Source organism: Inquilinus sp. 2KB_23, from assembly GCF_052115705.1.
Lineage (GTDB): Bacteria > Pseudomonadota > Alphaproteobacteria > DSM-16000 > Inquilinaceae > Inquilinus > Inquilinus ginsengisoli_A.
In genome coordinates this window covers 180007-192654 of the sequence record NZ_JBFRHF010000014.1, presented here as the reverse complement: position 1 = coordinate 192654, position 12648 = coordinate 180007, and the positions used below count along the sequence as shown (strand labels likewise).

12 protein-coding genes are annotated in these 12648 nt (G+C 69.7%); 5 read left to right on the top strand and 7 right to left on the bottom strand.

All coding sequences use genetic code 11. From position 1 onward, the window contains the following. The coding region (locus tag AB4112_RS19440; RefSeq protein ID WP_441722247.1) for a hypothetical protein at positions 1–513 on the top strand (513 nt) is incomplete at its 5' end. A 149-nt stretch (positions 514–662) separates the two neighbouring features. Here the strand turns inward: AB4112_RS19440 and AB4112_RS19435 are convergent. The 7 genes from AB4112_RS19435 to AB4112_RS19405 all read right to left on the bottom strand — a co-directional run bounded on the left by AB4112_RS19435 (position 663) and on the right by AB4112_RS19405 (position 8304). After that, a complete protein-coding gene (locus tag AB4112_RS19435; RefSeq protein WP_441722244.1) occupies positions 663–1583 on the bottom strand; it encodes a DMT family transporter in 921 nt (306 codons plus the stop codon). Positions 1584–1685: 102 nt separating this feature from the next. Further along, positions 1686–2915, bottom strand: coding sequence for a Gfo/Idh/MocA family protein (locus AB4112_RS19430; RefSeq protein ID WP_441722242.1), 1230 nt, complete (start codon positions 2913–2915; stop codon positions 1686–1688). 26 nt (positions 2916–2941) lie between these two features. Continuing rightward, a complete protein-coding gene (locus AB4112_RS19425; protein WP_441722239.1) occupies positions 2942–3769 on the bottom strand; it encodes a sugar phosphate isomerase/epimerase family protein in 828 nt (275 codons plus the stop codon). A 3-nt stretch (positions 3770–3772) separates the two neighbouring features. Continuing rightward, on the bottom strand, positions 3773–5194 hold the full coding sequence (locus tag AB4112_RS19420) for a hypothetical protein (protein ID WP_441722236.1): 1422 nt from the start codon (positions 5192–5194) through the stop codon (positions 3773–3775). Between the two features lie 4 nt (positions 5195–5198). Next, positions 5199–6368, bottom strand: a complete 1170-nt coding sequence (locus AB4112_RS19415) for a dihydrodipicolinate synthase family protein (protein ID WP_441722233.1) — start codon at positions 6366–6368, stop codon at positions 5199–5201. 3 nt (positions 6369–6371) lie between these two features. Further along, positions 6372–7523: a Gfo/Idh/MocA family protein gene (locus tag AB4112_RS19410; protein ID WP_441722230.1), complete on the bottom strand. Its 1152-nt coding sequence runs from the start codon at positions 7521–7523 to the stop codon at positions 6372–6374. Between the two features lie 112 nt (positions 7524–7635). Continuing rightward, positions 7636–8304, bottom strand: a complete 669-nt coding sequence (locus AB4112_RS19405; RefSeq protein WP_309793308.1) for a TetR/AcrR family transcriptional regulator — start codon at positions 8302–8304, stop codon at positions 7636–7638. A 217-nt stretch (positions 8305–8521) separates the two neighbouring features. On the opposite strand from AB4112_RS19405, the gene AB4112_RS19400 reads away from it, so the two are divergent. From AB4112_RS19400 to AB4112_RS19385, 4 genes are read left to right on the top strand one after another with little or no spacing between them, the layout of a single operon-like run. Further along, positions 8522–9811 (top strand): ABC transporter substrate-binding protein, encoded by a 1290-nt coding sequence (locus AB4112_RS19400; RefSeq protein ID WP_309793309.1) that lies wholly within the window; start codon positions 8522–8524, stop codon positions 9809–9811. A 4-nt stretch (positions 9812–9815) separates the two neighbouring features. Then, positions 9816–10748 (top strand): carbohydrate ABC transporter permease, encoded by a 933-nt coding sequence (locus AB4112_RS19395; protein WP_441722225.1) that lies wholly within the window; start codon positions 9816–9818, stop codon positions 10746–10748. Beyond that, entirely contained in the window at positions 10741–11604 is an 864-nt protein-coding gene (locus AB4112_RS19390) for a carbohydrate ABC transporter permease (protein WP_441722222.1), read from the top strand. Before AB4112_RS19395 ends, AB4112_RS19390 begins: the two co-directional genes overlap by 8 nt. Positions 11605–11618: 14 nt before the next feature. Further along, the gene (locus AB4112_RS19385; protein WP_309793312.1) at positions 11619–12647 is read left to right on the top strand and encodes a Gfo/Idh/MocA family protein; all 1029 of its coding nucleotides are present in this window, start codon (positions 11619–11621) and stop codon (positions 12645–12647) included. Position 12648 lies beyond the last annotated feature (1 nt).

The window sequence follows — 12648 nt, the reverse complement described above, 5'->3', positions numbered from 1 at the left end:
CTGCAGGACATGATCTGCGAGGAGATCGAGGATGAGGGCCGCTTCAACGCCCTGAAGGACGATCTCGAGGAGCGGGTCGACGGGCTCTACGAGGACCAGGACGTCCGGGTCGAGGACCGGCCGGTGGGGTCGGTGATGGCGGGGGTGGCCTGCGGCCTCGGCCTGTCCGAGACCTGGCAGCGCTGGCGCGGCGAGGAATGGCCGGCCACGCCGCGCCCCAGGCGGCCGGCGGGCAGCCCGGCGGAGATCCAGGCGATCCGGGCCAAGCGCCGGAAGGCGGTGACCGCGGCGGTCGAGCGCGACTTTGCGGAATGCGCCGATCCCGCCTGGATCCCGGGGCTCCGGGCCGGGCTGGCGGTGCGGCTGCAGGAGCCCGATGTGATCGAGACGCTCGACACCGAGACCATCGCCACCGCCGCCCACCGCCTCTGCCGGTCGCTTGGGCTCAGCCCGATGGTCTATGGCTTCAAACCGAAGGCCCTGGACGCCCCGGACGCTCCAGACACCGGGTGACGGATAGGGCGGGGCCACCCCCTCTCCTTACCTCTCCTTACCTCTCCCCAAGGAGAGGTAAGGAGAGCCGCGCCCCCTTTCCCCTCTCCTTGGGGAGAGGGAGGGGCCCGGCCCGCTTGGGCCGGGAGGGTGAGGGGGAGAGCCGGCCCTCAGGCCGCGGCGCGTCGGCGGCGGTTGGCCGAGGAGACGATGGCGATGCCGCCCAGCACCACCAGGCCGCCGAGGATCTCGCGCGGGCCCACCGGCTCGTGCAGCACGACGAGGCCCAGCAGCAGGGTCCAGACCGGGGTGAGGTAGGCGTTCATCGACCCCAAGGTCGGGCCGGCGATGCGCAGGATCTGCATGTACAGCGCGATCGGCACCGCGGTGGCGAAGATGCCGAAGGCCGCCAGCTCGACCGCATGCGCCGGCACCGCGGCGAAGGCGGACGGGCCGGTGACGGCCAGCACGATCGCCAGGCTGGGCAGGCCGGAGAACAGCTGCTGGCCCAGCGCCAGCCGCACCGGCTGCGGCGCCGGGATGCCGCGGACATAGATCACGCCGATGGCGTAGCTGGCGGCGGTCACCGCCATCGCCAGCGGGCCGAACAGCCCGCCGGGGCTGTCGGCGAAGGCGGCGGGGCCCAGCAGGATGGCCATGCCAGCGAAACCGACCAGCACGCCGCCGGCGCGCCGGCCGGTCAGCCTCTGGTCGGGGAACAGCAGATGCGCCAGCACCGCCACCATCAGCGGGCTCGACGCCGCGATCAGCACCGCCAGCCCGGCGGTGGTGTCGGCCAGGGCATAGGCGGTCAGCGTATTCGGGATGATGCCCTGGAAGATGCCCAGCACCAGCCAGTCGCGCCATTCCCGGCCGCGCGGCAGGATGTTCTGCCCGCGCGCCAGCAGCCACAGCGCCAGCAGCCCGCCGCCCATCACGCCGCGGATCGCGGTCAGCGGCATCGGCGCGAACTCCACCGCCAGCACCTTGGTCAGCAGATACCCGGTGCCCCACAGGAACGAGCACAGCAGCAGCAGCCCCAGCAGCGGGGCGCCGGCGCGCGACGCGGCGGTGTCGGCAGCCGGGCTCATGCGCGCCCGCCCCGCCTGGTTTCGAGATGACTCATGCGCGGCTTCCCCCCTGGGCCGGCAAGGTGGCCGAAAACCGGCCGGGCGGGAAGAGCCGGAGTGGAATCACCCAGCCAGCAGCGGGGCCACCGCGACGCTGCGGCCGGTGTCGATGCTCTCCAGCGCCGCGACGCCGCACAGCACCGCCAGGGCGCCGGCGCGGGCGTCGGCGCGCAGGCCCAGCGGGTCTTCGATTCCCGGCCGGAACAGCATCGCCTGCATCTTGGGGTCGCCGCCCCAATGGCCGCCCGGTTCCTGCGGCACCCAGATGTGCTCGACCGCGCCGAAGTTGCGCATCAGCAGGATCTCGTCGGCCGGCGGCGTGGCCCAGGGCTGGCGCTCGAACTGTCGCACCTCGATCCGCCCCTTGGTGCCGTTGAAGGCCAGGTGGTGGCCCTCGATCGGCATGAAGGTGTTGAGCGAGTAGGAGACCTGGACGCCGTTCTTGTAGCGCAGCGCCGCACTCATCGTGTCGGGGATGTCGATGTCCTCGCGGAACACGCAGGCGTCTCTGATATAGCCGTCCTCGCGCGACGGGTCCTCGTACAGCATGGTCAGCCAGGCGTCGGAGGCGAGGTCCATGTGGAAGTCGCATTCGCCGGCATGCGGGCAGGTCTTGCAGCGGGTGCCGCGGAACGGGCCCTTGCGGCCGTAATGGCGCAGCTCGCCGCGGGCGAACACCTCCTCGGGCTCCGAGGCCAGGTACCAGTTCAGCAGGTCGAAATGGTGGGTCGCCTTGTGCACGAACAGGCTGCCGGAATTGGCGCGGTAGGCATGCCAGCGGCGGAAGTAGTCCGCCCCATGCTTGGTGTCGAGATACCAGTGGAAGTCGACCGACACGACCTCGCCGATCGCGCCCTCCAGCAGCAGCTGCTTGATCCGCCGCGAGGTCGGGGCGTAGCGGTAGTTGAAGGTGACGTCGACCCGGCGGCCGGTCCGCTTCTCCGCCTCCAGGATGCGGCGGCACTTCTCCGCCGTGGTCGTCATCGGCTTCTCGGTGATGGCGTCGACCCCGGCCTCCAGCGCCTGGACGATGTGGTCGTCATGCGCGCTGTCGCGGCTGCAGACCATCAGCCGGTCCGGCCGGGTCTCGCGCAGCATGGCGCCGAGATCGGTGAAGACCGGCGCGTCGACGCCGATCGCCGCCCGCGCCCGCTCCAGCCGCAGCGGGTTCTGGTCGCACAGGCCGACCATCTCGACCACGTCGCCGACCTGGGCCAGCAGCTCCTTGCCCCAGGTTCCCGCGCCGCGATGGCCGGTTCCGATCAGCGCGACCTTCGTCTTGCCCTGGCTCATCCTCGCCTCTCTCACAACGTGTCCGGTTACAGCGTGCAGAGCGTCTCGTAGCGCTCGACGCAGGTCTTCAGCACCTCGTCGCCGGGGCGCTTCCACCAGGTCTCGGCCGAGAAGATCTCGACCTCCTGCGGCCCGGCATAGCCGGCGGCCTCGATCGCGGCGCGGATGCCGCGCAGGTCGATCACCCCGTCGCCCATCATGCCGCGGTCCAGCAGCAGGTCCGTGGTCGGCACCAGCCAGTCGCAGATGTGGTGCGCCAGGATCTGGCCGCCCGCGCCCGCCCGGGCGATCTGGGGCATCAGCTCCGGGTCCCACCAGACATGGTAGACGTCGATGGCGACGCCGACGCCGTCGCCCAGGAGGTCGCAGATGTCCAGCGCCTGCCTCAGCGTGTTCACGCAGGCGCGGTCGGCGGCGTACATCGGGTGCAGCGGCTCGATCGCCAGCGGGATGCCGCTGGCCCGGGCGTGCGGCAGGATGGCGGCGATGCCGTCGGCCACCATCTCGCGGGCGGCGGCGATGTCGCGCGACCCCTGCGGCAGGCCGCCCACCACCAGCACCAGGCAGTCGGCGCCCAGCTCGGCGGCCTCGTCGACCGCGCGCAGGTTGTCGTCGATCGCGGTCTTGCGGGCCTCGGGGTCGCCGGCCGGGAACATGCCGCCGCGGCACAGTCCGGTGACCTGGAAAGCGTTGTCGCGAACGATGCGGGCGGCCTCGCCCAGGCCGATCTTCTGCACCTGGTCGCGCCACGGCGCGATCGCGGTGATGCCGTGCGTCAGGCAGGCCTCGGCCGCCTGGCGCATGTCCCATTGCATGCGGGTGGTGGCGAGGTTGATCGACAGACCTTCAGCCATGGATCAGATCTCCGTCGGTCCGTCGGCCATCGCCGACCAGTCGGGGGTGATGGCGGTGCCCAGGCCGCGCGCGGCCAGCACCGAGCCGATGGCCAGGCGCCCGCCGCGGATGCTCAGTCGGGTGCGGCCGCCGGATGCGGCGTAGAGGTCGGGGTGGGCGGCCAGGAAGGCCTGCTGTTCGGCCGCCGGGGCGCCGGCCATGCCGTCGACATAGTGGTGGCCGTTGCGCTCGACATGGCCGGCGCCGACCAGCGCGGCCAGCACCAGGTCCTGCTGCAGGGCGACGCCGCCCTGGGTGGTCAGATCCTCGGTCGACAGGAAGAAGCGGGTGCCGCTCTCGGCGCTCCACTTGGCGATCCGGGCGCGGTTCAAGAGCGCGCGGTAGACGCCCTTGCAGGATTTCGACGACACGCCGCGATAGCCCAGCGCCCGGGCCCGCGGGAAGGCGCCGATCTCGGCATCGGATTCGTCGATCTCGACCGGCACGCGCTCCGCCAAGGCATGGATCGGTTCGGCCAGGGCGCGGGCCCGGGCGATCGGCTGCTCCAGGAACAGCACGGCGGCGCGCAGCCGGGCCAGGCGCGGGTCGGCGGCGAAGCGGTCCCAGAACTCGACCACCGGGCCGGCCTCGGCGAACTGCTCGTTGCCGTCAAGCGTGGCGCGATAATCGGGCAGGGTGTCGAGCACCGCGGCGATCCGGCCCAGCCGGTCGAGGTCGGCATCGGCCCGGCCGCTCAGCTTCAGCTTGAAGTGGCTGTGGCCATAGGCGGCGACCGCCTGCTCCAGGCTCTGCGGCAGGCCGTCCTCCAGCCGCTCGGCGGCCGGGATCTCGGCGGTGGTGATCGGGTCGGCGAGGCCGATGGTGTGGCGGGCGTGCAGGGTCTCGGCCGGCGACAGCCCGGCCAGGAACAGGCCGAGGTCGAACTCGGCCAGGTCAGGCGCGGTGGCGGCGTCCAGGCCCATGCGGTTGGTGCGGACGGCGGTGACCGAGTCGGTGCCCTCCAGCCGGCACAGCGCGTCGAGGATGGCGCGGTCGAACAGGGCCAGGCCGAAGGAGGCGAGCAGCCCGCCCAGGCCCTCGGCGGCGCAGGCGGCGTGCTGGCGCGGCTCCAGCGCCGTGTGCAGGGCGAAGGCCGAGGCTGGGGCCGCGTCGCGATACAGCCCGGCGGCGATGGCGAGGGACCGGCGCAGCTGGTCGAAGTTCTGCGCCTCGGTCAGGGCCGGGTCCTTGTCGAACCATTTCGGCACCAGCAGCTCGGCGGCCTGGCCCTCGGCGCGGCGTCCGTCCGCGGTCTCGACCACCAGCCGCAGGAAGGCCTGCGGCGCCCCGGTCACCGTGGTGGCGCCGAAGCGGAACGGCAGCCGGAACCGCACCGGCCGCTCGCGCAGCCGGGCCTCGACCACGCGCAGGCGGGGAGCGGTCACGGCCTCACTCCACCCCGCCCACGGCCAGCACCTTGCGCATGCGTTGGGCGGCGAGGTCCGGGTCGCGCAGCACGCGGGCGGCGTCGGCCAGGCGGAACAGCTCGGCCAGATGCGGCAGCGACCGCGTGCTCTGCTGGCCGCCGATCATCAGGAAATGGTCCTGCAGCCCGTTCAGATAGGCCAGGAACACCACCCCGGTCTTGTAGAAGCGGGTCGGCGCCTTGAAGATGTGACGGCTCAGCGGCACGGTCGGCGCCAGGATGGCGTGGAACCCGGCCTCGTCCCCGGCCGCCAGCCGGGCCAGCCCGGCCGAGGCCGCCGGTGCGATGGCGTCGAAGATGCCAAGTAGCGCGTCGGAATAGCCGTGCTCGTCGCCGGCGATCAGCTCGGCGTAGTTGAAGTCGTCGCCGGTGTACATGCGCACGCCCTGCGGCAGGCGGCGGCGCATCGCGATCTCCTTCTCCTTGGACAAGAGCGAGATCTTGATGCCGTCGACCTTGGCGGCGCTGTCGCGGATCACGGCCAGGCAGGTGTCCATCGCCCTGTTATGGTCGGCATCGCCCCAATAGCCGGCCAGGGCCGGGTCGAACATCTCGCCCAGCCAGTGCAGGATCACCGGCTGCTTCACCTGGGCCAGGATCCGGCCATAGACCCTGATGTAGTCGTCCGACCCCTTGGCCACGGCGGCCAGGGCCCGGCTGGCCATCAGGATCACCCGGCCGCCCAGGCCTTCGACCGCCTCGATCTGCTGCTCATAGGCGGCGATGACGTCGGCGACGGTGACGCCGGGGCCGGGCGGCAAATGGTCGGTGCCGGCGCCGCAGGCGATGACGGCCCCCGGCCGCTCCTTCGCCCCGGCCAGGGCCCGGCCGATCAGCGCCTTGGCGGTCGGCCAGTCCAGCCCCATGCCGCGCTGGGCGGTGTCCATCGCCTCGGCGACCCCGAGCCCGAGATCCCAGAGATAGTGGCGGAAGGCGAGGGTGCGGTCCCAGTCGACCGCGGTGTCCAGCCAGGGGTCGTTGTCGGCCAGCGGGTCGGCCACGACATGCGCCGCGGCATAGGCGACCCGGTTGAAAGCGGGCGCGCTACCCGGTGCCGGCGTCGGCAGCGGCGCGTTGCGGATGCTGTAGCTTTCGAGACCGCCGCCGTTGCGGGGAAGGGTGAGGGCGGCCATGGCTCAGCGCTCCAGCGCCGGCAGGTCGACCCAGCGCCGCTCGGCCCAGCTCTGCAGCCCGGCCTCGGCCAGCTGCACGCCCTTGACGCCCTGCCACAGATCATATTTCCAGGGCGTGCCGGCGACGACGTGGCGGATGAAATCCTCCCACTGCGCCTTGAAGCCGTTGTCATAGACCGTGTTGTCCGGCACCTCTTCCCACTGGTCGAGGAACTTCATGGTCTGCGGCACGTCGGGGTTCCACACCGGCCGCGGCGTGTTCACCCGGTGCTGGGTGTAGCAGCGGGTCAGCCCGGCCACCGCCGAGCCATGGGTGCCGTCGACCTGGAAGGTGACCAGGTCGTCGCGCCGCACCCGCACCGCCCAGGAGGAGTTGATGTGGGCGACCACGCCGCCCTCGAGCTGGAAGGTGGCATAGGCGGCGTCGTCGGCATCGGCGTCGTAGCGCTTGCCGGCCTCGTCCACCCGCTCCGGGATATGGGTGGCGCCGAGGCAGCTGACCGACTTGACCTCGCCGAACAGGTTGTCCAGCACGTAGCGCCAGTGGCACAGCATGTCGAGGATGATGCCGCCGCCATCGGCCTTGCGGTAGTTCCAGCTCGGCCGCTGCGCCGCCTGCCAGTCGCCTTCGAACACCCAGTAGCCGAACTCGCCGCGCACCGAGAAGATGCGGCCGAAGAAGCCGGAGTCGCGCAGCATGCGGATCTTCTGCAGCCCGGGCAGGTACAGCTTGTCCTGCACCACGCCGTGGCGGATGCCGCGGGCGGTAGCGCGGCGGGCGACCGAGGTCGCGTCCGCCAGGGTCTCGGCGATCGGCTTCTCGCAGTAGATGTGCTTGCCGGCGTCGATGGCGCGGCTCAGCAGCTCGGTCCGCATCTGGGTCGAGCCGGCGTCGAAGAACACGGTGTCGTCGGGCGAGGCCAGGGCCTTGCCGAGGTCGGCGGTCCAGCGGGCGATGCCGTGGCGCTTCGCCAGCTCCTCGACCTTCTCGGCGTTGCGGCCGACCAGGATCGGGTCGGGCATCACCTTGTCGCCGTTGGGCAGCACCACGCCGCCCTGGTCGCGGATGGCGCAGATCGACCGCACCAGATGCTGGTTGTAGCCCATGCGTCCGGTGATGCCGTGCATGATGATGCCGAGGCGCTGGGTGGCCATTCCGGTCTTCCCTCCCGATGCGGCCGGGGCGTTCATCCCGGCCGTGATTGTAACCAATTGGTTACTACCGCATCACGGATCGACCCTTTCGTCAAGAGGGCGGTGCGCCGGATCAGGGCCGCAGCGAGGCCAGGATCATGTGGGCGATGTGGTCGCCCCATTCGGCCAGCGCCTTGGTCTCGGTCAGCTCGCGCCGGAAGATGGTCGACAGGGTGTAGCGGTTCGACAGGTAGAAGGCGCCCAGCGAGGCGATGCTGACATAGACCTTCACCGGGTCGGCGTCGGCCCGGAACACGCCGGTCGCCGCGCCGCGCTTGAGCAGGTCCGAGATCACGGCGACCAGCGGCGAATGCAGGTCGAAGATCCGCGCCGACCGCTTGAGGTGGCGGGCCTTCATCATGTTCTCGGTCTGCAGCAGGCTCAGGAATTCCGGGTGCTCGATGAAGTAGCGCCAAGTGAACAGGGCCAGCTCGCGGACGCCTTCCACCGGGTCGTGATCGGCGAGGTGCAGCTTGCTCTCGGCCGACCGGATGGCGACATAGGCGCCCTCGAGCACGGCGAGGTACAGCGCCTCCTTGTCGCCGAAATAATGGTACAGCATGCGTTTGTTGGCGCCGGCGCGCTTGGCGATTTCATTGATCCGCGCGCCGCTGTAGCCTTTGTCCATGAACTCCTTGACCGCGGCCGCCAGGATCGCCGCGCTGGTGCGTTCCGGGTCGCGCACGGCCTTGGCTGCGGGCGGGCGGGTCGGAGGGGCGGGCGGGTCTTCGGTGATGCTCACGGATCTGGGGCCTCGGTCACAGCCGGCGGCAGCGGGAACAATGCCGTCGGGGTTCGGGTTGACAGTCATCATCGCATCGATCTAGCTTGTAACCAACTGGTTATAACATCGCCTCGCCGGCCCCCCCATCCGGGGCCTAACCCAAGGCCGGAGAACCGGCCGTTCATTCTTTGCGGCCGCCCTCGCCAAGAAGGGCGCCAGCTCAAGGAGGAAACGAATGGCGACGCTGCGCATGAACCGCAGGCAGATTCTCACAGCGGGGGGCGCCGCGGCCGGGTTGGCGCTGACGGGCGTACCGCGGCCGCTCTGGGCCCAGGACACGCGCCTGCGCATGTTCTGGTGGGGTTCGAAGGAGCGGGCGGACCGGACCAACACGGTCAACAGGCTTTACGAGGCCGGGCATTCCGGCGTCGGCATCACCGGCGAGAATCTGGGCTGGCCCGACTACTGGCCGCGCCTGGCCACCCAGACTGCGGGCCGCAACGCGCCCGACCTGATCCAGATGGACTACCGCTACATCGTCGAATACGCCCGGCGCGGCGCGCTGCTGCCGCTCGACGAGTACATGCCGTCGATCCTCAAGATCGACGATTTCGGCGGCCCCTCGATCGATTGCGGCCGGGTCGACGGCAAGCTCTACGGCATCAATCTCGGCAACAATTCGACCGCCTTCGTCTATGACGCGGAGGCGGTGAAGCAGCTCGGCGTCGAGGTTCCGTCCTGGGACTGGAGCTGGACGCAATGGGCCGACTGGTCGCTCGCCGTCGCCCAGAAGAAGCCGGGCTACTGGGGCATGCAGGATGCCGGCGGCGTCGAGCCGTCGCTCGACTGCTGGACCCGCCAGCGCGGCAAGTCTCTCTACACCGCCGAAGGCCGGCTGGGCTTCGACGTGAAGGACATGGAGGACTGGTTCGGCTTCTGGCACGGGCTGCGCCAGAAGGGCGCGGTGCCGCCGGCCGATGTCCAGGCGCTGGACAAGAACGCGCCGGAGAGCAGCATGCTCGCCCTCGGCAAGGCGGCTGCCATCAGCACCAATTCGAACCAGCTCGTGGCGCATCAGGCGCTGGTCAAGTCCAAGCTGGACATGACCCTGCAGCCGAGCGGCGGGCCGGGCGCGAAGCCGGGCCAGTACCTGAAGCCGTCGATGCTGTGGAGCATCAGCGCCCGCAGCACGGTCGCGGAGCAGGCGGTGCGCGTGGTCAACTACTACGTGACCGACCCGGAGGCGGGGAAGGCGCTGGGCGTCGAGCGCGGAGTCCCGGCCTCGAAGGCGCTGCGCGATGTGGTGGGGCCGACGCTCGACGCGCAGAACAAGATCGCGCTCGACTACATCGCCTTCATCACCGACAAGGTCGGCCCCCTGCCGCCGTCGGCGCCCAAGGGCGCGGGCGAGATCTCCTTCCTGCTGAAGCGGGTGAACGAGCAGGTCGGATTCGAGCAGGCGTCGCCGGCCGACGGGGCCAAGCAGTTCGTCGACGAAGCCAACAGCATTCTCGATCGCGGGTGATCCCATGACAGTGGCGGTTCAGGCGGCGGGGCAGGTGGGGCGGACGCGGCGATCGCGACGGGTGTCGTCGCGGGGCCTTGCTGGCTATCTGTTCCTGACCCCGTGGCTGATCGGGTTCATCGGCCTGACCGCCGGTCCGATCCTGGTCTCGCTCTACCTCTCCTTCACCGATTTCGACCTGCTGCAGGATCCGCACTGGGTCGGGGCGGCGAACTATGTCCGGATCGCCACCGCCGATCCGAAGTTCCTCGCCTCGATGAAGGTGACCTTCCTCTACGTGCTGTTCTCGGTGCCGCTGAAGCTGGGCTTCGCGCTGGGCGTGGCGATGCTGCTGAACAAGGGCATCGCCGGGCTGCCGATCTACCGCGCGATGTTCTACCTGCCGTCGCTGCTGGGCGCGAGCGTCGCCATCGCGGTGCTGTGGCGCCAGCTCTTCGCCGGCAACGGGCTGATCAACCAGCTGCTGGCCGTGTTCGGCATCCACGGGCCCAGCTGGATCTCCAATCCGAACTACGCGCTGTCGACCATCATGATCCTCAGCGTCTGGCAGTTCGGGTCGCCGATGATCATCTTCCTGGCGGGGCTGCGCCAGATCCCGCGCGATTTGTACGAGGCGGCGGCGATCGACGGGGCCAGGCCCTGGCACAAATTCTGGCGGATCACCCTGCCGCTCCTGACCCCGGTGGTGTTCTTCAACGCCGTGATCCAGACGATCGAGGCGTTCAAGGCCTTCACCCCGGCCTTCATCATCAGCGAGGGCACCGGCGGGCCGGTCGACTCCACCCTGTTCTACACGCTGTACCTCTACCAGGAGGCCTTCGCCTATTTCCGCATGGGCTACGCCTCGGCGCTGGCCTGGGTGCTGGTCGTGATCATCGCGCTGTTCACCGCCTTCTCGTTCCTGACGGCACGCTACTGGGTGCATTACGATGAGTGATCTCGCTCTCGGGGGGGCCGCGCGCCGGCCGTGGTCGCGGTCGCTGCTGATCCACATCCTGCTGTGCATCGCCTCGGTGGCAATGCTGTATCCGCTGCTGTGGATGCTCTCCAGCTCGTTCAAGGACGACAGCCAGATCTTCAGCACCACCTCGCTATGGCCGTCCAGCTTCAGCCTCGACGCCTATATCAGGGGGTGGAGCGGGCTGGACATCAGCTTCGGCCGGTTCTTCTGGAACTCGGCGGTGATCTCGGTGCTGTCGGTGATCGGCAACGTGCTGGCCTGCTCGCTGACCGCCTTCGCCTTCGCCCGGCTGCGCTTCCGCGGCCGCAACTTCTGGTTCGCGCTGATGCTGGGCACGCTGATGCTGCCCTACCACGTCACGCTGATCCCGCAATATGTGCTGTTCCAGCAGCTCGGCTGGATCGACACCTTCCTGCCGCTGATCGTGCCGAAATACCTCGCCTCCGACGCGTTCTTCATCTTCCTGATGGTGCAGTTCTTCCGCGGCATCCCGCGTGAGCTGGACGAGGCGGCGATGATGGATGGCTGCAGCGCCTGGAAGATCTACTGGCGGATCATCATGCCGCTGTCGACCCCGGTGCTGGCGACCGCGGCGATCTTCTCCTTCATCTGGACCTGGGACGACTTCTTCGCGCCCCTGATCTACATCAACGACATGGGGTCCTACACGGTCCAGCTCGGCCTTCGGACCTTCGTCGACTCGACCGGCAAATCGGACTGGAGCGGGCTGTTCGCCATGTCCGTGCTGACCCTGCTGCCGGTCTTTGCCTTCTTCCTGTTCTTCCAGCGCCTGCTGATCGAAGGCGTCGCCACCACCGGCCTCAAACGCTGATCCGGGATCCCCTGATGACCATCCGCTTCGCCGCCATCGGCATCAACCACAACCACATCTTCGGTCAGGTCGACGCCCTGCTCGACGCCGGAGGCACCTTCGTCGCCTTCCATGCGCCGGAGGAGGATCTGGCAGTGCCGTTCCAGGCCCGCTATCCCCAGGCAAAGCGCGTGTCCGACCCCCGCGCGATCCTGGAGGATCCGACGATCGCGCTGGTCACCTCGGCCGGCATCCCGGCCGACCGCGCGCCGCTCGGCATCGCCGTGATGCGGGCCGGCAAGGACTACCTCTCGGACAAGCCGGGCATGACCACGCTCGACCAGCTCGCCGAGGTCCGGCGGGTGCAGGCCGAGACCGGCCGGATCTACTCGATCTGCTACTCCGAGCATTTCCAGACTCGCTCGACTGTCAAGGCGGGCGAACTGGTGCAGGCCGGCGCCATCGGGACGGTGATCAACACCGTCGGGCTCGGCCCCCACCGGCTGAACGCGCCGTCACGCCCGGGCTGGTTCTTCGAACGGGCGCGCTACGGCGGCATCCTGACCGACATCGCCTCGCACCAGTTCGAGCAGTTCCTGTTCTTCGCCGGCACGCTGGATGTCGAGGTCGCCTCGGCCGCGGTCGCCAACCGGGGCAACCCCGGCACGCCGGAGCTGCAGGATTTCGGCGAGGCGCTGCTGCGCAGCCCCGGCGCCACCGGCTATATCAGGATCGACTGGTTCACCCCGGATGGCTTGCCGACCTGGGGCGACGGGCGGCTGACCATCCTCGGCACCGAGGGCTATATCGAGCTGCGCAAATATGTCGACCCGACCGGCCAGCCCGGCGCCGACCACCTGATCCTGGTCGACGGCAAGGGCATGCAGCGGATCGACTGCAGCGCGGTCGAACTGCCCTTCGGCCGGCAGCTGGTGGCCGACGTGCTGAACCGGACCGAGACGGCGATGACCCAGGAACACTGTTTCAAGGCGATGGAGCTGGCTTTGCAGGCCCAGGAAATGGCGGAAGCCTCCGACGCGACCTTCCTGCGGCGGAGGATCTGAC

Excerpts from the sequence above, each read along its gene's own strand:
- AB4112_RS19435 (WP_441722244.1), bottom strand. The coding sequence starts at position 1,583 with ATGAGCCCGGCTGCCGACACCGCCGCGTCGCGCGCCGGCGCCCCGCTG.
- AB4112_RS19430 (WP_441722242.1), bottom strand. The coding sequence starts at position 2,915 with ATGAGCCAGGGCAAGACGAAGGTCGCGCTGATCGGAACCGGCCATCGC.
- AB4112_RS19425 (WP_441722239.1), bottom strand. The coding sequence starts at position 3,769 with ATGGCTGAAGGTCTGTCGATCAACCTCGCCACCACCCGCATGCAATGG.
- AB4112_RS19415 (WP_441722233.1), bottom strand. The coding sequence starts at position 6,368 with ATGGCCGCCCTCACCCTTCCCCGCAACGGCGGCGGTCTCGAAAGCTAC.
- AB4112_RS19410 (WP_441722230.1), bottom strand. The coding sequence starts at position 7,523 with ATGGCCACCCAGCGCCTCGGCATCATCATGCACGGCATCACCGGACGC.
- AB4112_RS19400 (WP_309793309.1), top strand. The coding sequence starts at position 8,522 with ATGGCGACGCTGCGCATGAACCGCAGGCAGATTCTCACAGCGGGGGGC.
- AB4112_RS19395 (WP_441722225.1), top strand. The coding sequence starts at position 9,816 with ATGACAGTGGCGGTTCAGGCGGCGGGGCAGGTGGGGCGGACGCGGCGA.
- AB4112_RS19390 (WP_441722222.1), top strand. The coding sequence starts at position 10,741 with ATGAGTGATCTCGCTCTCGGGGGGGCCGCGCGCCGGCCGTGGTCGCGG.
- AB4112_RS19385 (WP_309793312.1), top strand. The coding sequence starts at position 11,619 with ATGACCATCCGCTTCGCCGCCATCGGCATCAACCACAACCACATCTTC.